Raw genomic sequence first — 20,515 nt, 5'->3', positions numbered from 1 at the left:
CACTGCCGCCAGCAGCTTCTCCCGAAGATCCACCGAATACGCCCGCATGGCCCGGGCCGTACCCACCCATCAATTCACCCGACCACCGCTGTGAGACCCCGTCGGAGGGCTCGCCAGAGCCTCCCGCGGAGGTGAATCCGCAGGTCAAAGAAGTGGAGACGAGGGGAATCGAACCCCTAACCCCCGCCTTGCAAAGGCGGTGCTCTGCCAATTGAGCTACGTCCCCCGGGGGTGGAGGCGGGGCCTCCCGGCGGGTCAGCGGGCCGTGGGCGTGCTGACCGCCTGGGGTCCGCGGGTGGCCTCGGCCCAGAGATCGGCCTCGGCCTTGCCACCCGACCGTCTGCGGACGGCGGCGAGGGCGCCGGCGGCGGCGGCCGCGAAGACCAGCTTCCTGAGCACGCGGGGTACCTCCTCGAGGGGAGTCCCCCTCCTCGGGAGGGGGCCGGAGGCCCGACCCCGGGAGCGGGGTGGGCCGGTGGCGCCGGGACACGGGTGGGCCTGGGAGGACTTGAACCTCCGGCCTCATCCTTATCAGGGATGCGCTCTAACCGCCTGAGCTACAGGCCCGTGGACCTCGATCAGCGTACCCGGCCCGGACGCGTCGTCCGCAGGGGGGTCACCCCGCCCGCCGGGATCCAGGTGACCACCACCGGTGCCAGCCGGGTGCCCCGCGAACGCCGGGCACCAGGCTCCCCGGGTGCCCTGAGAGCCCGTTCTCCCCGTACCAGGGCACGAGCCCGATCACCGGCGAGCGGTGGTCGGCACCGGCACGGCGGGTCCTCCGCCGACGAGGTGGGGCGGGGTCAGTCCCGCTCGGAGAGGGTGACCTCGAGGCCGCCGACCAGGTCGGAGCACATGTTGTAGATGAACGCCGCGACGGTGCACAGCGCGGTCATCAGCACGATGTTGATGGCCCCGATGACCGCGGCGCCGCCGAAGACGATGCCCGGGGTGATGACCTCGCTGCCGCCGTCCCCGCCGGAGGCGCTGCCGAGCTGGCCGAACAGGTCGTTGAGGGTCTCGAAGACGCCGAGGCCGGACAGCACGCCGTACAGGACGCCGACCGCGACCATCCAGATGAAGAACATCGCGATGGACAGGACCAGCGAGATCTTCAGCGCGGAGAACGTGTCGATGTGCCGCAGCTGCAGACGGGCGCGGCGCGGGCCGCGGGCGGCCTTGCCGGAGGGGGCCTTCGCGGCACCGCCGACCGGCTGGGCACCGGCAGCGGGCTGGGCACCGGCAGCGGGCTGAGCACCGGTGGCCGGCTGAGCACCAGCGGCAGGCCGGGTGCCGGTGACCGGGGGGACGGCGGTCTGCGTGCCGGACGCCGGACCGTCGGCAGCCGGGGCACTGCCGTCGGAGGAGGCGGTGGCCTGGGCCTGGGTCCGGGCGGTGTTCGCCCCGGGGATGGACTGGGTGGCCCCCACGGGGAGGGCGCCGTCCGCGGCGGGCTGCTGACCGGTCGCCGTCCCCTGGGCCGGGGCGGACTCCCCGGTCCGGGACCCGGTGCGTACCGAACCCTGTGTCCGGTCGCTCATGCGAGTCTCCCGTTCCCCAGCGGCCCTCGCCGCTGCCTCCCACCCGGGCTACCCGGCGCGCGGCCGGGAGCACCCGGGCGCCGGTCAGATCCCTGGTGGCTGTGACGGAGGAGGGGGGACCCGCACCCGGGAGTGCGGGCGCCCCGCCCCTCCGTCATCGCCCTCAGCCTAGGCTGCAGGCTCGTCGTTGTCCGTCGTACGGGCGATCGCCACGATCGACACGTCTTCCGGCAAGTTCATGAGCTTGACGCCCATGGTGGCGCGGTCCTTGTTGTGCCGGACGCCGTTGACCGGGGTGCGGATGACTCCGCCGCCGGAGGTGATGGCGTAGAGCTCGTCGCCGAGCCGGACCGACAGCGCCCCGACCAGGTTGCCCTTGCGCGACTTGGGGTCGGCGGTGAGCACGCCCTTGCCGCCGCGCCCCTGGGCCGGGTAGTTCTCGATCCCGGTCCGCTTGGCGAAGCCGCGCTCGGTGGCGACGAGGACGTCGACACCCTCCTCGACCACGATCATCGACAGCAGCGAGTCGTCCGGGGACAGCGCGATGCCGCGGACGCCCTCGGTGGCCCGGCCCATCGGCCGCAGGGTCGCGTCGTCGGCCTGGAACCGGATCGACATCGCCTTGCGGGTGACCAGCAGCAGGTCCTGATCCGGGTCGATGAGCGCGGCGCCGACCAGTTCGTCGCCCTCACGCAGGTTGATCGCGATGACGCCGCCGCTGCGCGGGGAGTCGAAGTCGGTCAGCCGGGTCTTCTTCACCTGCCCGTTCGCCGTGGCCAGGACCAGGTACGGGGCGACCCCGTAGTCCTTGATCTGCATGACCTGGGCGATCTTCTCGTCGGGCTGGAAGGCCAGGATGTTGGCCACGTGGGCGCCGCGGGCGGTGCGGTTGGCCTCGGGCAGCTCGTAGGCCTTGGCCCGGTAGACCCGGCCCTTGTTGGTGAAGAAGAGGATCCAGTCGTGGGTGGAGCCCACGAAGAAGTGGTCGACGATGTCGTCCTGCTTCAGCGCCGCACCCATGACGCCCTTGCCGCCACGGCGCTGCGACCGGTAGAGGTCGCTCTTGGTCCGCTTGGCGTACCCGGTGCGGGTGATGGTGACGACGACCTCCTCCTCGGCGATGAGGTCCTCCATCGACACGTCACCGTCGTTGGCCACGAACTTCGTGCGCCGGTCGTCGCCGTACTTCTCCACGATCTCGGCGAGCTCGTCGCGGATGATCTGCCGCTGCCGCTCGGGCGAGTCGAGGATCGCCTGCAGGTCGGCGATGCGGGCCTCGAGCTCGGCGAGCTCGTCGAGGATCCGCTGCCGCTCGAGGGCGGCCAGCCGGCGCAGCTGCATGTCCAGGATCGCGGTCGCCTGGATCTCGTCGATGTCCAGCAGGTCCATCAGGCCGCTGCGCGCCGCGTCGGCGGACGCGCTGGACCGGATGAGGGCGATGACCGCGTCGAGCTGGTCGAGCGCCTTGGCCAGACCGCGCAGGATGTGTGCGCGCTCCTCGGCCTTGCGCAGCCGGTAGCGGGTCCGCCGCTGGATGACCTCGATCTGGTGCAGCACGTAGTAGCGGACGAGCTCGTCGAGGCGCAGCGTGCGGGGGACGCCGTCGACGATCGAGAGCATGTTGCAGCCGAACGTCGTCTGCAGCTGGGTGTGCTTGTAGAGGTTGTTCAGCACGACCTTGGCGACGGCGTCCCGGCGCAGCGTGATGACCAGCCGGCGGCCGACGCGGTCGCTGGACTCGTCGGCGATCTCGCTGATGCCCTGCAGCCGGCCGTCGCGGACGGCCTCGGCGATCGCCTCGGCCAGGTTGTCGGGGTTGACCTGGTACGGCAGCTCGGTGACGACCAGCTGCACGCGGCCCTTCGCGTCCTCCTCGACGGTGACCACCGCCCGCATGCGCACCGAGCCGCGGCCGGTGCGGTAGGCCTCCTCGATGCCCTCCCGGCCGACGATCAGCCCGTGGGTGGGGAAGTCCGGGCCCTTGACCCGCTCCATGCAGGCGGTGAGCGCCTCCTCCGGCTCGGCGTCCGGGTGGTCGAGCATCCAGAAGACCGCATCGGAGACCTCGCGGAGGTTGTGCGGCGGCATGTTGGTGGCCATGCCGACGGCGATGCCGGCCGAGCCGTTGACCAGCAGGTTGGGGATGCGCCCCGGCAGGACCAGCGGTTCCTGGTTCTTGCCGTCGTAGTTGGGCTGGAAGTCGACGGTCTCCTCGTCGATGTTGGCCAGCATCTCCATGGCCAGCGGCGTCAGCCGGGCCTCGGTGTAGCGCATGGCCGCCGCCGGATCGTTGCCCGGGGAGCCGAAGTTGCCCTGGCCGTCGATCAACGGGTAGCGCATCGACCACGGCTGGGCCAGCCGCACGAGGGCGTCGTAGATCGCCGAGTCGCCGTGCGGGTGGTAGTTACCCATGACCTCGCCGACGACGCGGGCGCACTTGACGTAGCTCCGGTCGGGGCGGAAGCCCTGGTCGTACATGGCGTACAGCACGCGGCGGTGCACCGGCTTGAGGCCGTCGCGGACCTCCGGCAGCGCGCGGCCGACGATGACCGACATCGCGTAGTCGATGTAGCTGCGCTGCATCTCCTGCTGGAGGTCGACCGGCTCGATGCGGTCGCGGGCAGGGGTCTCGGTCACGGTTCAGTTCTCCACGGTTCGAGAAAGGACCCCGTCCTCCCCACCCTTCGCGAGCTCAGGGCGGGACCCGGGACGGGGCCGGGGGGTGGCACGGGGTCCTCTTACACGTCGAGGAAGCGGACGTCCTTGGCGTTGCGGGTGATGAAGCTGCGGCGGGCGTCGACGTCCTCGCCCATGAGCACGCTGAACAGCTCGTCGGCGGTCGCGGCGTCCTCGAGGGTGACCTGCAGCAGGATGCGGGTCTCCGGGTTCATCGTGGTCTCCCACAGCTCGGTCGCGTTCATCTCGCCGAGACCCTTGAAGCGCTGGATCGCGTCGTCCTTGGGCAGCTTGCGCCCCTCAGCGGCCGCCGCCTTGAGGACGGCGTCCTTCTCCTTGTCGGTGTAGACGTACTCGTCACCGACCTTGCCGCCCCACTTGATCTTGTACAGCGGCGGCTGGGCCAGGTAGACGTGCCCGGCCTCGACCAGCGGCCGCATGAAGCGGAACAGCAGGGTCAGCAGCAGGGTGCGGATGTGCTGGCCGTCGACGTCGGCGTCGGCCATCAGCACGATCTTGTGGTAGCGCAGCTTCGACAGGTCGAACTCGTCGTGGATGCCGGTGCCGAAGGCCGTGATCATCGACTGGACCTCGGTGTTCTTCAGCACCCGGTCGATGCGGGCCTTCTCGACGTTGATGATCTTCCCGCGGATCGGCAGGATCGCCTGGAACATCGAGTCGCGGCCGGACTTCGCCGAACCGCCGGCCGAGTCGCCCTCGACGATGTAGACCTCGGAGTTGCGCGGGTCGGTCGAGCGGCAGTCGGCCAGCTTGCCCGGCAGGCCGGTCGAGTTCAGCGGGTTCTTGCGGGCCAGCTGGCGGGCCTGCTGCGCGGCGCGGCGGGCGCGCGCTGCCGAGCTCGCCTTGGTGATGATCTGCTTGGCCTCGGCCGGGTTGGCCTCGAACCAGTGCCCGATCTGCTCGTTGCAGACCCGCTGCACGAAGCCCTTGACCTCGGTGTTGCCGAGCTTGGTCTTGGTCTGACCCTCGAACTGCGGGTCGCCGATCTTCACCGAGACGATCGCGGCCAGGCCCTCGCGGATGTCCTCACCCGTGAGCTTCTCGTCCTTGCTCTTGAAGAGCTTCTTGTCCTCCGCGTAACGGTTGACGATCGAGGTCAGCGCCGCGCGGAAGCCCTCCTCATGGGTGCCGCCCTCGTGGGTGTTGATGGTGTTGGCGAAGGTGTGCACCGACTCGGAGTAGGCCTCCGACCACTGCATGGCCACGTCGACGGACATGGCCATGTCGTTCTTGCCGGTGCCGTCGGCGGAGAACCCGACGATCGAGCGGTGGATCGCGGTCTTGGTCCGGTTCAGGTGGGCCACGTAGTCCCGCAGGCCGCCCTCGTAGAAGTACGTGATCTCGGTGGGCTCGAAGGCCGGCGCCTCGGCCTCCGGGTCGGGGGCCTCCTCGGCGAGCGAGACCTCCTCGGCCATGCCGGTCTCGGCCTTGCTGTGGCCGGGCCGCTCGTCGCGCAGGACGATCCGCAGGCCCTGGTTGAGGAACGCCATCTCCTGCAGCCGGCGGCTGATCGTGTCGAACGAGTAGGTCGTCGACTCGAAGATCTCCGGGTCGGCCCAGAAGGTGATCTGGGTGCCGCGCTTGGTCGTCGGGCCGACCTTCTCCAGCGGGCCGGGCTCGCTGGCGGTGTAGTGCTGGTGCCACTCGGTGCCGTCGCGCCAGATGCGGACGTCGAGCTCTGAGGACAGCGCGTTGACGACGGTGACGCCGACGCCGTGCAGGCCGCCGGAGACGGCGTAGCTCTTGCCGTCGAACTTGCCGCCCGCGTGCAGGATGGTCATGACGACCTCGACGGTCGGCCGCTTCTCCACCGGGTGCATGTCGACCGGGATGCCTCGGCCGTTGTCCTCCACCCGGACGCCGCCGTCGGCGAGCAGGGTGACCCGCACGGTGTCGCAGTGACCGGCGAGGGCCTCGTCGACGGAGTTGTCGACGACCTCCCACACCATGTGGTGCAGACCCCGCTCACCGGTCGAGCCGATGTACATGCCAGGGCGCTTGCGGACGGCCTCGAGACCCTCGAGGACGGTGATGGAGCTGCCGGAGTAGGCGTCAGCCTGGGCGTCGGTCTTCGGTCGAGCGACCACGTGGGGCCCTTCTGTCGCGCACCCGGCGGCGGGCACCCCGATCGCGGACAGGGGCGCAGAACGGCTCTCAGCCGGATGCTGGCGGTTTCTGCTCTCCACGATACCGGGTGGTACGACAGGAATGCCGCCGTCCCGGCCCTCACGTCGTGTCTGCGCCACTCGCAGCACGTCTGCCACCACCGGTGTCGACCCCGGGGGCGACACGCCGTCCCCGGGGCGCTGCGCGACCCCCCGGGACGGCCCCGGTGAGGGGCCCCCTGCCCGCACCGGGGAAGGACCCCGTCCTCTCATCCCTCGCGAGCTCGGGGCGAGCCCCGGGACGGGGCCGGCGGCGGGACCTGCGGGGAGGCCGGGAGGACGGGGTCCTCCCTCAGTTGACCGGGCCTCCCTTGGTGAACCGCTCGGGGTCCAGCGGCGGCACGGCGGGACCGGTGCGCCGGTTGATCAGCACGGTGACGCCCCAGAGGACGACGCCGATCGCGAGCAGGACGCCGGCGATCCGGTACTGCTCCGTGGGCCGCCCGGCCCACGGAGTCGCGAGGTACGCGCAGCTCACCACACCGATGACGGGCAGGAACGTCGGGGTGCGGAAGTGCTCACCGTCGACGGTGTCCTTGCGCAGCACCAGGACGGCGATGTTGACGACGGTGAACACGATCAGCAGGAGCAGTGCCGTCGTGCCACCGAGGGCCGGCACCTCGCCGACGATGGTGATCAGGCCGAAGGCCAGCGCGGTGGTGAAGATGATCGCCGTGGTGGGCGTGCGCCGCCGGGGGTGCACCCGGCCCAGCAGCGGGGGCAGCACGTGCTGGCGGCTCATCCCGTAGACCAGCCGGCTGGCCATGAGCATGTTGATCAGGGCGGAGTTGGCGACGGCGAACATCGTGATGACCCCGAAGACGCCGATCGGGAAGCCCGGCGCGCCGGCCTCCACCACCTGCAGCAACGGGGTGTCGCCCTGGCTGAGCCGGTCGGCGGGGACCAGCGCGATCGCCGAGATGGACACCAGGACGTAGATCAGCCCGGTCAGGCAGAGCCCGGTCAGCAGGACCTTGGGGAAGATCCGCCGCGGCTCCTTGCACTCCTCGGCCATGTTGACGGAGTCCTCGAAGCCGACCATCGCGAAGAAGGCCAGCCCGGTGGCGGCGATGACACCGCCGACGACCGAGCGCTCGCCGGTGTCGAACTCGGTCACCCGGGAGAAGTCCCCCTCCCCCAGCCCCAGCGCCCAGACGCCCACCCCGATGACGATGAGCAGGCCGGTGAGCTCCACACAGGTGAGCAGCACGTTGGTCTTCACGCTCTCGCCGACCCCGCGCAGGTTGACCAGCGCGACCAGCGTCATGAACCCCAGCCCGATCAGCGTGATGCCCACGCCCTCGCCGACGGACAGGCCGGTCACGCTGGCGAAGTTGGCGCTGAACGCCCGCGCCGCCGTCGACGCCGAGGTGATGCCGCTGCTCATCACCGCGAACGCGACCAGGAACGTGACGAAGTGGATGCCGAAGGCCTTGTGCGTGTAGAGCGCCGCCCCGGCCGCCTGCGGGTACTTCGTCACCAGCTCCAGGTAGCTGAACGCGGTGACCAGCGCGACGAGGAAGGCGACGAGGAACGGCAGCCAGACCACACCGCCCACCTGGGCCGCGACCTGGCCGGTCAGCGCGTAGATGCCGGTGCCCAGGATGTCGCCGACGATGAACAGCAGCAGCAGGCCCGGCCCCATCACCCGCTTGAGCGCCGGCTGGCCGTCGGACGTGCGGTCGGCTGCTTCGGTGGTGTCGGCCATGGGGGGACTCCCTGCTCGACTGGTGCCGGTGGACGCGATCGTCGAGGGCTTGCGGTGACCCAGCCGATGGTGGCGGGTGGACCCGGTGTCCCGCGACCCGAGCGGGCGCGGCGATCCCGCCGGACACTCGGGGCATGGCCGAGACCGACGGCACCATCCACCCCCCGACGGCGAAGACCTGCCTCGTCACGGGGGCCACCGGCTACATCGGCGGGCGGCTCGTCCCCGAGCTGCTCGCCGCCGGGCACCGGGTCCGGGTGATGACCCGCGCACCCGAGCGGCTGCGCGACCACCCCTGGGCCGGGCAGGTCGAGATCGTCCGGGCCGACGCCGGCGACACCGAGGCGGTCGCGGCGGCCTGCGCCGGGGCTGATGTCGTCTACTACCTGATCCACGCGCTGGGCACCGGCACGGAGTTCGAGGAGACCGACCGGCGGACGGCGCGGGTGATGGCGCGCGCCGCACGCGAGGCGGGCGTGAGCCGGCTGGTCTACCTCGGCGGCCTGGAACCGCTGGACGAGGAGCTCTCCCCGCACCTGCGCTCGCGCGCCGAGGTCGCCGAGGTCCTGCTCGCCTCCGGGGTCCCGACCGCCGTCCTGCGGGCCGCGGTGGTGCTGGGCTCCGGGTCGGCGTCCTTCGAGATGCTGCGCTACCTGACCGAGCGGCTGCCGGTCATGGTCACGCCGCGCTGGGTGCACAGCCGCATCCAGCCGATCGCCATCCGCGACGTGCTGCGCTACCTGGTCGGCTGCGCGACGCTGCCGCGCGAGGTGCACCGGAGGTTCGACATCGGCGGCCCCGACGTGCTGACCTACCTCGAGATGATGCAGCGCTTCGCCGCGGTGGCCGGGCTGTCCAGGCGGCAGATCCTCCCGGTCCCGGTGCTGAGCCCGGGGCTGTCCAGCCACTGGGTGGGCCTGATCACACCCGTGCCGGCGTCCATCGCGCGCCCGCTGGTGGAGTCGCTGCGCAACACCGTCGTCTGCACCGAGCACGACATCGCCGAGTTCGTCCCCGACCCGCCGGAGGGGCTGCTCGGTTTCGACGAGGCGGTGCGGATGGCGATCCAGCGGGTCAGGGACGCCACGGTGGCCACCCGCTGGTCGTCGGCGTCCACGCCCGGTGCGCCGTCGGACCCGCTGCCCACCGACCCCGACTGGGCCGGCGGCACCCTCTACCTCGACGAGAAGACCCGGGAGACCCCCGCGTCACCGGAGGCGCTGTGGCGGGTGGTCGAGGGGATCGGCGGGGAGACCGGCTGGTACTCGTTCCCGCTGGCCTGGGAGGCGCGTGGCTGGCTGGACCGCGCGGTCGGCGGCGTGGGGCTGCGCCGGGGACGACGGTCGCCGTCGGACCTCTACGTCGGTGACGCCCTCGACTTCTGGCGGGTCGAGGAGCTGGAGGAGGGCCGGCTGCTGCGGTTGCGCGCCGAGATGCGGCTGCCGGGGCTGGCCTGGTTGGAGTTCCACGTGGAACAGGACGATGCCCTGGTCCCACCCGCCCGCGCCCGGCTGCGGCAGAAGGCGACGTTCAAGCCGAGCGGCCTCTTCGGCCACCTGTACTGGCGGGTGCTGGTGCCCTTCCACGGCCCGATCTTCGGCGGGATGGTGCGCAACATCTGCCGCGCCGCGGAAGAGGGGACGGCCGCCGCCGCGGGCGAGCGCCGGACGCGTGTGGCATGAGAGCCGCCCCCTCGGTGATCAGCTGAGCTCGCCGTCCCCGGTCCTGGCTCACCACCGGTGGTGAGCCAGGACCCGGTGGGATCAGCTCAGCTGATCGCCGGGCGTCAGACGAGCAGCTGGGCGGCGGCGAGCTCACGGTAGAGGGGGCTGGTCTCCACCAGCTCGTCGTGGGTGCCGGCGGCGACGACCCGGCCGGCGTCCAGCACCACGATCCGGTCGCTGTCGAGCACGGTGGACAGCCGGTGCGCCACCACCAGCAGCGCCCGGTCGGCGGCCGCGGCGGCCAGGGTCTCGCGCAGCAGCGCCTCGTTGCGGGCGTCGAGGCTGGCGGTCGGCTCGTCGAGCAGCAGCAGCGCCGGGCGGGCCAGCAGGGACCGGGCGATCGCCAGCCGCTGACGCTCGCCGCCGGACAGCAGCACGCCGTCGTCCCCCACCGGGACGTCGAGACCGCGCGGCGAGCGCTGCACCACGTCGGTCAGCCCGACGTCGGCCAGCACCGCCCACAGCTCCGGGTCGGTGGCGTGCGGCGCGGCCAGCAGCAGGTTGTCGCGCACCGACCCGGCGAGCACCGGCGCCTCCTGCTCGACGTAGCCCAGCCGGGCGCGCAGGCCGGCCCGCGGCAGGTCCCGGACGTCGGTGCCGGCCCACCGCACCGCCCCGCCGGTCAGCGGGTAGAAGCCCTCGACCAGCGCCAGCACGGTGGACTTGCCCGCTCCCGACGGCCCGACCAGCGCCACCCGGTTCCCGGCCGGCACGCTCAGCGAGACCCCGCGCAGCACGTCGGTGCCGTCCGGGTAGCGGAACGAGACGTCGTCCAGCTCCAGCAGCGGGACGTCGGCGGACGGCGGTGACGGCGGGACGGCGAGGACCGCTCCACCCCGCTCGGGCCTCGCGTCGTCCTCCGGCTCGAGCGCGAGCACCTCCTGCACCCGCGCCAGCGCACCCAGCCCGCTCTGCAGCTGGGTCCACGCCCCGATCGCCTGGCCCAGCGGCATGACCAGCAGGAACAGGTAGAGGATGAACGCGACCAGGTCGGCGACGGCGATCGAGCCGGTGGCCACCCGGTAGCCGCCGAGCCCCAGGACGGCCAGGAAGGCCCCCTGGACGGCGACCGACCCCGCCGGGCTGACCAGCGCCTGCAGCCGGGCCACCCGCACGCCGGCCTCGTACGCCCGGCCGGCGCTGGCCGCGACGACGTCCACCTCCCGCGCCGTCGCGCCGCTGGCCCGGATGGTGCGCACGGCCGACAGCGCCCGCTCCACCGCGGCGGTCATCGCGCCGACCTCCTCCTGGGCCTGCCGGGAGAGCCGCTGCACGCCCCGGGAGACCGACACGACCACCGTGAGGCCGACGGCGACCGAGCCCACGGTGACCAGCAGCAGCCACCCGTCGACCAGCGCCATCGCCACGATCGCGCCCACCGCGACCACCGCCGACCCGGCCACCTCGACGACCCCGGAGGTCACGGTGGCCCGCAGCAGGGTGGTGTCCGCACCGACCCGCGACATCAGGTCGCCGGTGCGCCGCCGGTCGTACTCGGCGACCGGGAGCCGGAGCAGCCGGTCGGCCAGCGTCCGCCGGGTGGAGAGCACGACGCCCTCGGCGGTGCGCTGCAGCAGGTACTCCTGCACCGCACCCAGCGCCGAGGACGCCAGCAGGACGACGACGAGCAGGCCGACCACGGGCAGCAGCGACCGGCCGGCCCCGACGGCCTCGATGACCCGGGCGACGAGCGCCGGCTGGGCCAGCGCGCCGGCCGCTGCGACCAGCGAGAGGACGGCGGCTGCGGCCAGCGGTCGGCGGTGCGGCCGGACCAGGGGCCACAGCTGCCGCAGGGTCGCCCGAGCCGCGGTCTCCGCGGAAGTGCTCACCTCGGCTCCGGACGGCGCGGGCTCAGAGGGCGGGGGCGAGGGCGCCGACGATCGCGGTCAGCAGCCGGGCGTGGTGCTCGATCAGCTGCGGGCGGTGCCCGTCCGGCCGGATCGCGGCCAGATGACCTGCCGCCGTCCAGAACTCGTCGCCGTCGTCGGTGCCCAGCAGCAGCCCGCGCACCGCGGCATCGCCGACCAGCGCGCGGGCGGCGGGGCCGTCCTCGGCGGCGAGCAGCACCCAGCGGGTGTCGAAGGCGGGGTCGCCGCTGGGGACCTGGACCAGCCCGCCGGTGCGGTGCTTCCAGAAGCGGGCCGGGGACAGGCGCAGCGGCGGCAGCGTGCCGAGCACCGGGGCCGCGGTGACGGCGTACTCCGGCACCGCGTAGCGCCCGGAGGCGTAGAGGACGTCGAAGGCGACCAGGTCGAGCGTGCCGTAGCGGCCGCGCATCACGCCGGCCGGACGGTGGTCCTTGGTGGCGCGGACCGGGGAGGTGCGCACCAGCTCGGCGAGGACGGCGTCCTCCGGGGCGGTGCCGTCGGAGATGGCCCAGCCCTGCTGGACCGCCCAGCCCTGCGCGCCGACGGCATCGCCCCGGTAGGCGAAGACCTGCTCGAGCTCACCGGGCTGCCGGGGCCGCCGGCTGCCGAACAGACCGCCGCCGGGGGGCTGCTCGCCCACCGTCTGCGGGCCGGCGGCCGGGGACTGCGCCGGGCGGTCGGGCTCGGCGGGGGGCAGGTCCCAGCCCGGCGGCTGCCAGGTGGTGCTGCCGCCCGTGTCGCCCTGGGCCGGCCGGTCGCCGGACGACGACTGCTCGCCGGACGGCTGCTCGGCGGGTGGCTGCTCCACCGGTGGCTGCTCCGCCCCGGACCGGTCGCCGTCCCCGCCGAGGTGGCCGGGCTCGCGCCAGCCGCTGCCCTCGTCGGGGCGCTGCTCGAAACCGTCGCGGTCGCGCGGGCTGCTCATCGCTGCCTCGTCTCCATCTGCGTCGTCCTCCCGGAGCGCCCGCGCCCGGCGGGCACTCCTATCCGTACGTGTCCCGCGGCCCGCGTCCGCGGACCGAGCGGGGGCCCTTCTTCCAGCTCGGGGCCGTCGGACCGACAACGCGCAGCCGGCTCACGACGTCCCCACCCACCGTCGCGGCCAGCTTCGCGAGGATCGTCGGCGCCAGCAGCCGCAGCTGGGTGGCCCACGCGGTGGACTCCGCCACGACCAGCAGCTCGCCCTCGGTGAGGGTCTGCGGCGTGCAGTGCGCCGCGATCTCCGGGCCGACCAGAGCCGACCAGCGGCCGAAGACGGCGCCGACCTTGGTGTGCTCGGTCCAGTCCTGGGTCTTGACCAGGTTGTCGACCAGCCGGGCCAGCGGCTGCGGATCGTCGTCCCCGGGCCGCGGGCCGCTCCAGGTGCGCTTCGGCCCGGCGATCCGCCGCCGGGTGGGGCGCGGCCGGGACGCCGAGGCCGCGCGGGCGGCCTCCAGCGCCGCGCGGGCGATGTCGCTGGGCCGGCCGGGGCGTTCCTCGCTCACCTGACCTCCTCCCGCAGCGCGCCGTCCTCGGCATCCTCGGCGGAGTTCCCCTCGAGTGGTACCGCCTGCCCGCCGGCGACCTGCACCACCGTGCGGCGCAGCTCCGCCGGGACGTCGTCGAGCACGGCCGCGGTGACCAGCGCCTGCTCCGCGGAGCGGGCCACGGTCGCCAGGGCCGCGCGGCGGTCGGCGTCCAGGGTGGCGAAGACGTCGTCCAGCACGAGGATCGGCTCGTCCCCGTCGGCCCGCAGCAGCGCGAAGCAGCCCAGCTTCAGCGCCAGGGCCAGCGACCAGGACTCCCCGTGGCTGGCGAAGCCCTTCGCCGGCATCGACCCCAGCGAGATCACCAGGTCGTCGCGGTGCGGGCCCACCAGCGTCATGCCGCGGTCGACCTCGTCGCCGCGGCGCTCGGCCACCCGCTCCCGCAGCGCCGCGGCGAGCTCCGCGGCGTCCGGCAGGGGCGTCCCCTCCGGGACCGGCGTCCCGTCGCCGGCCAGCGGCACGGTGCTGGCGTAGCCGAGCGCGGCGACGGCGGCGTCCGCGCCGGCCACCCCGGCGTAGGCGCGGGTGACGTGCGGGGCCAGGTCGGCGACCAGCCGCAGCCGGGCGGCGAGCAGCTGCGCACCGAGGTCGACCAGGTGCCCGTCCCAGACGTCGAGCGTGGCCAGCGCGTCGCCGCGAGCCATCCGGGCGGTCTTGAGGAGGGCCCTACCGCTCTTGAGCAGGGCATTGCGCTGCCTGAGCACCCGGTCGTAGTCGCTGCGCACGCCGGCCAGCCGCGGGGTGCGGCTGACCAGCAGGTCGTCGAGGAACCGCCGTCGCTCGGCCGGGTCGCCGCGGACCAGCACCAGGTCCTCCGGTGCGAACAGCACGGACTTCACCAGCCCGAGCAGCTCGCGGGGCCGCGGCAGCGGCGCGCGGTTGACCCGCACCCGGTTGGCCCGCCCCGGGTTGATCTCGATCTCGACGAGCAGCTCGCGGTCCTCGCGGCGCAGCGCCGCCCGGACCACCGCCTGGGACGCGCCCTGCCGGACCAGCGGGGCGTCGCCGGCGACCCGGTGGCTGCCCATCGTGGCCAGGTAGCCGACCGCCTCGACCAGGTTGGTCTTGCCCTCGCCGTTCCGGCCGACGAAGACCGTCGGCCCCGGGGACAGGGCCAGGTCGACCCGGTCCCAGTTGCGGAACGAGCCGAGCTGCAGGTGGCGCAGGTACACCTCAGCATCCCCGCGGTGAGGTGGTGGCACGGCCCCACGGTGACCGGGTGGAACGGCCCCCTTGCAGAGCCCCGCCACGAGCCTGCGAGTGGTGGGGGGCAAGGGGGTCCTTGTTCATGCGGGGCGCTCGGCCTCCTGCTCCCGGACGGCCTGCACCGCGTGGCCGCCGAACTGCTGGCGCAGCGCCGCGACGGCCTTCATGGTCGGGGAGTCCTCCTGCCGGGAGGAGAAGCGCGCGAACAGCGAGGCGGCGATGGCCGGCATGGGGACGGCGTTCTCGATGGCCTGCTCGACGGTCCACCGGCCCTCGCCGGAGTCCTCCGCGTAGCCGCTGATCTTCTCCAGCGCCGGGTCCTCCTCGAGCGCGCGCACCAGCAGGTCCAGCAGCCAGGAGCGGATGACGGTGCCCTGGGTCCAGGACTTCACGACGCCGGGGACGTCCTCGATCAGGTCGACGGCGGCGAGCAGTTCGTAGCCCTCGCCGTAGGCCTGCATCATCGCGTACTCGATGCCGTTGTGGACCATCTTGGAGAAGTGCCCGGCGCCGACCGGCCCGGCGTGCACGAAGCCCGCGCCCGGCAGCTCCTGACCGGACTCGTCCTTCGGCGACGGCGGCTTGAGCGCGTCGAACACCGGCTGCACCTTGGCGACGTCCTCCTCGGTGCCGCCGACCATCAGCGCGTAGCCGTTCTCCAGGCCCCACACCCCGCCGGAGACGCCGGCATCGACGTAGCCGATGCCCTTCTCGCGGCACATCACGTCGTGGACCTGGTCGTCGGTGTACTTGGAGTTGCCGCCGTCGACGATCACGTCGCCCGGGCTCAGCAGCTCGGCCAGCTCCTTGACCGTGGCGCGGGTCGGCTCACCGGCCGGGACCATGACCCACACGACCCGCGGTGCGCTCAGCGCGCCGACCAGGTCCTCGAGGCTGTCGACGTCCCGCTTCCCCGGGCTGTGGTCGTACCCGACGACCTCGTGGCCCGCGCGGCGCACCCGCTCGGCCATGTTGCCGCCCATCTTGCCCAGCCCGATCAGCCCCAGCTGCACGCTTTCCGTCCTCTCCTCGCGGGTCGTCCTCACAGTGTGACCACCTCTCAGGCGCCCTCCGCCTGCGCGTGCGAGGCGTGGGGGGAGAGGTGGTCCTTCGATCACCCCGGCAGCCGCACCGGCATGATCAGGTACCGGTAGCTGCCCGGCCGTTCGGCCGGGCGGGACGCCGCCTCGTCGTCGGTTGCCGGTTCCGGCACCCCGGAGAGGACGGCGGGCTTGAGCGGGCTGGTGAAGTCCATCCGCGCGCGCGGGGTGTGCACCGCGGCGAGACCGTCGAGCAGGAACGTCGGGTTGAAGCCGATGGTCAGCGGCTCGCCCTCGAACTCGACGTCGCAGCGCTCCTCGGCCTGGCCCTCGTCGTCGGTGCCGCCGGCGCGCAGGGTGACCTGGCCGGGGGTGAACTCGCAGCGCAGTGGCGTGCCGCGCTCGGCGACCAGCGCGACGCGCTTGGCGGCGTCGGTGAACAGGCCGACCGGCAGCGTGGCGTTGCTCGCCGACTCGTTGGGCATGATCGCCCGGTACTTGACGAACTCGGCGTCCAGCAGCCGGGTGGTGGTCTGCCGGTCCTTGCCGGAGAGCCCCAGGATGCCCTCCCCGGAGCTGCCCGAGGACAGCGACAGGGTGATCTCCGGGCCGCTGGTCAGCGTCTTCGCCGCGTCGGCGAGCGTGCGGGCCGGCACGAGCACCGCGGCGGTGACGCCAGGGGTGTCCGGCCGCCAGGCGAACTCGCGGACGGCGAGCCGGTAGCGGTCGGTCGCGGCCAGGGTCACCAGGTCGTCCTCGATCTCCAGTCGGACGCCGGTGAGCATCGGCAGGGTGTCGTCGCGCCCGGCGGCCACGGCCACCTGGCCGACGGCCTCGGCGAAGACGTCGCTGTCGACGACGCCCGCCGACGACGGCATGGCCGGCAGGGACGGGTAGTCCTCGACCGGCAGCGTCGGCAGGCTGAAGCGCGCGTTGCCGCAGGAGATCGACAGCCGCGGCCCCTCGGCGGTGAGGTCCACCGGGTGGGGCGGCAGCGCGCGGGTGATCTCGGCGAGCAACCGGCCCGGCACGAGCACCCGGCCGCTCTCGGTGGCCTGCACGTCGACCTCGGCGCGCGCGGAGACCTCGTAGTCGAAACCGGACACCGACAGCTGGCTGCCGTCGACCTCGAGCAGGATCCCGGCCAGGACCGGCACCGACGGCCGTGGCGGCAGGCTGCGTGCCGTCCAGGCGACGGCATCGGCGAGCACCTCTCGTGCCACCCGGAACTTCATGACCTGATCCACCCCAGCCGTCGTCGGTGTCCTCCAGTGCGGTGCTCATCGTGCCCTCTGGGGGAGACATCGGGGTAACCGCTGCCCTCGATCCGGTTCCTCGCAGCGCAGCTCCCCACCCTGAGTGTGGTTCGAGAGAACCCGATCTCTATCCCTCATCTTCGTCATCACCGGTGTGGAACTTGGGGATCGGGGCCGTCCGTGCAGGTCACCGCCCGAGTCGACATGTTGGCCGATTGTGGGTGGACGTGCGCATTCCTGTGTCGACACGTGGACATCTCGACGGTTGCGCACACCGGTGGCCGTCTCTCCACGACCTGTCCCCCGGTTCCCCCAGGGTCCGTCCCCAGTCCGTACCCAGGTGCGGGGCCGCGGTGCCCCGACGGCCGGCGTCCGACCAGCGCCGATGCGGCGAACCCGCAGCTCAGCACGATGTCGAGCGCCATCCCCAGGGGTGGGTGAGGATGTGGGCACGCCGGGCCGGTCGTGACGACGTGTGAGCGGACGAGGAAAGATCTCCCCAACCTGTGCACATCGCTGGGGACAACTCGTCGACCTGTCGACCGTGGTCACCGGGGCGAGTGACCTGCACAGCGCGCCGGGCGCGTGGACGACGACCGCTCGACGACCCACAGGACTGTGGACAGGAACGGCTCGACGGGGACACCGCGGTGGACGACCGAGGGTTGCTGCGCCGGATCCCCGACGGCCGTCCCCGCGGGGGACCGCCGCGAGGGGGATCAGGACCGGGCGCGGCTCTTGATCCTCGCGGTGAGCTCGGTGACCTGCGTGTACGTGGCCCGCCGCTCGCTCATCAGGTTGGTGATCTTCTTGACCGCGTGCATGACCGTGGTGTGGTCCTTGCCGCCGAAGGAGGCTCCGATCCGCGGCAGCGACAGCTCGGTGAGCTCCCGGCACAGGTACATGGCGATCTGCCGGGCGTTGACCAGCGTGCGGCTGCGGTTGGCGCCCTGCAGCTCCTCCATCGTCACGGAGAAGTACTCGGCGGTGGCCGCCATGATGATCGCCGCGGTGATCTGCGGGCCCTGCTCGTCGCTGATCAGGTCCTTGAGCACCAGCTCGGCCAGCGGCAGGTCGACCTGCTGCTTGTTCAGCGACGCGAACGCGGTGACCCGGATCAGCGCGCCCTCGAGCTCGCGGATGTTGGTCTGCACCTTGCTGGCGATGAACTCCAGCACCGGATCGGGCACCTGCAGCCGCTCGCCGTAGGCCTTCTTGCGCAGGATCGCGATGCGGGTCTCCAGGTCCGGCGCCTGGACGTCGGTGATCAGGCCCCACTCGAACCGCGTGCGCAGCCGGTCCTCCAGCGTCGTCAGCTTCTTCGGCGCCCGGTCGGAGGTGATGACGATCTGCTTGCTGGCGTTGTGCAGCGTGTTGAAGGTGTGGAAGAACTCCTCCTGCGTCCGCTCGGCGCGCTCCAGGAACTGGATGTCGTCGATGAGCAGGAAGTCGATGTCCCGGTAGCGGCGGCGGAAGTCCTCGGCCCGGCCGGAGTGCACCAGGTTGATGAACTCGTTGGTGAACTCCTCGGTGCTCACGTAGCGCACCCGGACGTTGGGGAACATCCGCGCCGCGTAGTGCCCGATGGCGTGCAGCAGGTGGGTCTTGCCCAGCCCCGAGTCGCCGTAGATGAACAGCGGGTTGTAGGCGCGGGCCGGCGCCTCCGCCACGGCGACCGCCGCGGCATGGGCGAACCGGTTGCTGTTGCCGATGACGAAGCTGTCGAAGACGTACTTGGGGTTCAACCCCGGGTCCTGCGCGCCGGCCGGGGCCCGGCGGTCGCCGAACAGGGGGACGGCGTCCCCGCCACCGCGCGACCCGCCGCGGCGGCCGCGGGACGGCGGCGCAGGCGGCTCGGGGGCGTCCCCGGCGTCCAGGTCGAACGGCAGCACCGCCACGCCGTCCTCGTCCAGGTCGGTGCCGCCCCAGTCCCGGTCGGCCGCACGGGTGCCGCGGCCGGCCGGGCGCCGGGCCGGCGGGCTCCAGTCGGTGGGCGCCCACTCCTCGGCGTCCCGCTCGGCGGGGCGTGCGTCGGGCGTGGCGGCGTCGTCGTCCTCCCAGGCGGGCCGGACGTCGGCGCGCACGCCGAACGCGCTGCGCCCGTCGTCGGTGCGGTCGCGGGTCTCCCGGTCCTCCTGGGCACGCTGCGCCTCGACCACCGACCAGGGACGGCGGGTCGGCACCTCCGGCGCGGGAGCGGCGGGCGGCTCGGCCGGGTTGTCCTCGACCTGGACGGCGACGCGGATGTCGCGCCCCAGGTGCTCGGACAGCGCTTCGGCCAGCACCCGGCGCATCCGGGACTCGAGCACGGTCTGGGTGAACTCGTTGGGCGCCGACAGCACCGCGGTGTCCTCGAAGACCCCGACCGGGCGGGTGAGGTTCAGCATCGCGTTCTGCTGCGGGGACAGGCTCGTCGCCAGCCGCTCGCGGATCTGGTCCCAGACCGTCGCCAGGTCCACCGTGGCATCGGCCATGGCCCTCGTCCTCCCGGATGTCCGTGTGTCGTCGGCCCCCGCCGCGGCCGCCCGCTGCCGGGTTCCGTCGTCCCCCGGCCGATTCCCCAATGTGGACATCCGGACACACGGCGTCCACACCGGTGTCCACAGGCTGTGCACGATCGACGACGCATGCGCACCGGCGCCGGTACGTGCGAGCCGGGCGGAGGCATCACCGCTGGTCAGGGGCGAGTCGTCGCGGTTGTCCGGAGGTGTGGTGGTCGGTCGACACCACTGGGGCGGCTCCTGTGCCGGACATCGGTGTCCGGTGTGGAGCGACGGCGACGCTAACAGCCCCGTCCACAGCCCGGCAACGAGCCCGGAGCGGGTTTCCGGCGCGCCGCGTGGCGTGTCGCCCCGGCGGAACGGCGCGGCACCGTCGCGCGCGCGTGCGGAGGGGAGACCCTGGGGAGTCGGCGTCCGGCCGGGCCGCCGGTCCCCGCGCTCCCTCGGTTATGCTGGACCGAGATCTGTGGACGGGGAACCGGCTCCCGCCGTGTGCCCGTCCCTGTCGCGTGCGCTCGCCTCCCGGCGGGCGCACCCCGTCGATGTCGTGTCGTAGGAGTACCTCGTGAGCAAGCGCACGTTCCAGCCGAACAACCGCCGCCGGTCCAAGACCCACGGTTTCCGGCTGCGGATGCGCACCCGCGCGGGCCGGGCGATCATCACCGGCCGTCGGCGCAAGGGCCGCGAGAAGCTCTCCGCCTGAGGTGCTGCCCGCGCAGGCACGCCTGCGCCGGCGTCCGGATTTCACCGCGGTCGTCCGGTCCGGCAGGCGTGCCGGACGGCCGACCATGGTGCTCCACTACCTCCCCGAACGGCCCGTGACCCCGACCCCCGGCGACGCCGGGACGGTCGGTGGTCCACGGGCCGGCTTCGTGGTGGGCAGGACCGTGGGCAACTCCGTGGTGCGCCACCGCGTCACCCGGCGGCTGCGCGCGGTCGTGCTCGACCAGCTCGACCGGCTGCCCGCCACCGCGGACCTGGTGGTCCGCGCCCGGCCGGAGGCGGCCAGCGCCACCTCGGCGGAGCTGGCCCGCGATCTGACCGCTGGGCTCGATCGCGTGCTGAAGCCCCGGGTCCGGACCCCGTGAGCGCCGACCCGGGCACCGAGGTCCCCGGCCGGCCGGCCGCCGAGCACGGCCGACGTCCGGTGGCCCGGGCGCTGCTGGCCGTCGTCGGCTTCTACCAACGGGCGATCAGCCCGGCGCTCCCGCCACGGTGCCGCTTCCAGCCCACCTGCAGCGCCTACGCCGCCGAGGCGGTCGCCGTCCACGGCGCGGGGCGGG

16 protein-coding genes and 2 tRNA genes are annotated in these 20,515 nt (G+C 73.0%); 4 read left to right on the top strand and 14 right to left on the bottom strand.

Going from position 1 to position 20,515, the window contains the following annotated elements; genetic code table 11:
- Positions 1–153: 153 nt before the first annotated feature.
- From BUB17_RS23395 to BUB17_RS23370, 7 genes are all read right to left on the bottom strand, one after another.
- Positions 154–226, bottom strand: a tRNA-Ala gene (locus BUB17_RS23395).
- 29 nt (positions 227–255) lie between these two features.
- A complete protein-coding gene (locus BUB17_RS27175; RefSeq protein ID WP_175561470.1) occupies positions 256–399 on the bottom strand; it encodes a DLW-39 family protein in 144 nt (47 codons plus the stop codon).
- Between the two features lie 94 nt (positions 400–493).
- Positions 494–567 (bottom strand) — tRNA-Ile (locus BUB17_RS23390).
- Between the two features lie 236 nt (positions 568–803).
- The gene (locus BUB17_RS23385; protein WP_072921055.1) at positions 804–1,541 is read right to left on the bottom strand and encodes a DUF3566 domain-containing protein; all 738 of its coding nucleotides are present in this window, start codon (positions 1,539–1,541) and stop codon (positions 804–806) included.
- 168 nt (positions 1,542–1,709) lie between these two features.
- Positions 1,710–4,178, bottom strand: coding sequence for a DNA gyrase subunit A (gene gyrA, locus BUB17_RS23380; RefSeq protein WP_072921054.1), 2,469 nt, complete (start codon positions 4,176–4,178; stop codon positions 1,710–1,712).
- Between the two features lie 101 nt (positions 4,179–4,279).
- Entirely contained in the window at positions 4,280–6,325 is a 2,046-nt protein-coding gene (gene gyrB / locus BUB17_RS23375) for a DNA topoisomerase (ATP-hydrolyzing) subunit B (RefSeq protein ID WP_072921053.1), read from the bottom strand.
- Positions 6,326–6,695: 370 nt separating this feature from the next.
- On the bottom strand, positions 6,696–8,111 hold the full coding sequence (locus BUB17_RS23370; RefSeq protein WP_072921052.1) for an APC family permease: 1,416 nt from the start codon (positions 8,109–8,111) through the stop codon (positions 6,696–6,698).
- Positions 8,112–8,245: 134 nt separating this feature from the next.
- Between BUB17_RS23370 and BUB17_RS23365 the strand changes: the two genes are divergently transcribed.
- Complete coding sequence (locus BUB17_RS23365) at positions 8,246–9,793, top strand: SDR family oxidoreductase (protein ID WP_072921051.1); 1,548 nt, start codon at positions 8,246–8,248, stop codon at positions 9,791–9,793.
- Positions 9,794–9,897: 104 nt separating this feature from the next.
- Here the strand turns inward: BUB17_RS23365 and BUB17_RS23360 are convergent, their stop codons facing one another.
- From BUB17_RS23360 to dnaA, 7 genes are all read right to left on the bottom strand, one after another.
- Positions 9,898–11,664, bottom strand: a complete 1,767-nt coding sequence (locus BUB17_RS23360) for an ABC transporter ATP-binding protein (protein ID WP_072921050.1) — start codon at positions 11,662–11,664, stop codon at positions 9,898–9,900.
- A 22-nt stretch (positions 11,665–11,686) separates the two neighbouring features.
- A complete protein-coding gene (locus tag BUB17_RS23355; RefSeq protein ID WP_072921049.1) occupies positions 11,687–12,628 on the bottom strand; it encodes a hypothetical protein in 942 nt (313 codons plus the stop codon).
- Between the two features lie 58 nt (positions 12,629–12,686).
- Complete coding sequence (locus tag BUB17_RS23350) at positions 12,687–13,187, bottom strand: DciA family protein (protein ID WP_072921048.1); 501 nt, start codon at positions 13,185–13,187, stop codon at positions 12,687–12,689.
- A complete protein-coding gene (gene recF / locus BUB17_RS23345; protein WP_072921047.1) occupies positions 13,184–14,401 on the bottom strand; it encodes a DNA replication/repair protein RecF in 1,218 nt (405 codons plus the stop codon). Before recF ends, BUB17_RS23350 begins: the two co-directional genes overlap by 4 nt.
- A gap of 114 nt (positions 14,402–14,515) precedes the next feature.
- Positions 14,516–15,481, bottom strand: a complete 966-nt coding sequence (gene gnd, locus BUB17_RS23340; RefSeq protein WP_072921046.1) for a phosphogluconate dehydrogenase (NAD(+)-dependent, decarboxylating) — start codon at positions 15,479–15,481, stop codon at positions 14,516–14,518.
- A gap of 68 nt (positions 15,482–15,549) precedes the next feature.
- Positions 15,550–16,710, bottom strand: coding sequence for a DNA polymerase III subunit beta (dnaN, locus tag BUB17_RS23335; protein WP_072921056.1), 1,161 nt, complete (start codon positions 16,708–16,710; stop codon positions 15,550–15,552).
- A gap of 740 nt (positions 16,711–17,450) precedes the next feature.
- Entirely contained in the window at positions 17,451–19,205 is a 1,755-nt protein-coding gene (dnaA, locus tag BUB17_RS23330) for a chromosomal replication initiator protein DnaA (RefSeq protein WP_072921045.1), read from the bottom strand.
- Between the two features lie 592 nt (positions 19,206–19,797).
- Between dnaA and rpmH the strand changes: the two genes are divergently transcribed.
- The 3 genes from rpmH to yidD form a co-directional block, all read left to right on the top strand.
- Positions 19,798–19,935 carry a 50S ribosomal protein L34 gene (gene rpmH / locus BUB17_RS23325; RefSeq protein WP_072921044.1) on the top strand — a complete coding sequence of 46 codons (138 nt, stop codon included), beginning with the start codon at positions 19,798–19,800 and terminating at the stop codon, positions 19,933–19,935.
- A 1-nt stretch (position 19,936) separates the two neighbouring features.
- Positions 19,937–20,320 carry a ribonuclease P protein component gene (gene rnpA / locus BUB17_RS23320; protein ID WP_072921043.1) on the top strand — a complete coding sequence of 128 codons (384 nt, stop codon included), beginning with the start codon at positions 19,937–19,939 and terminating at the stop codon, positions 20,318–20,320.
- Positions 20,317–20,515: membrane protein insertion efficiency factor YidD (yidD, locus tag BUB17_RS28075; protein WP_244277446.1), on the top strand; the 199-nt coding region annotated here is incomplete at its 3' end. The genes rnpA and yidD, both read left to right, overlap by 4 nt.

The sequence above is a fragment of the Geodermatophilus obscurus genome (assembly GCF_900143215.1).
Classification (GTDB): domain Bacteria; phylum Actinomycetota; class Actinomycetes; order Mycobacteriales; family Geodermatophilaceae; genus Geodermatophilus; species Geodermatophilus obscurus_A.
This window is presented reverse-complemented; position numbering and strand designations above follow the sequence as displayed.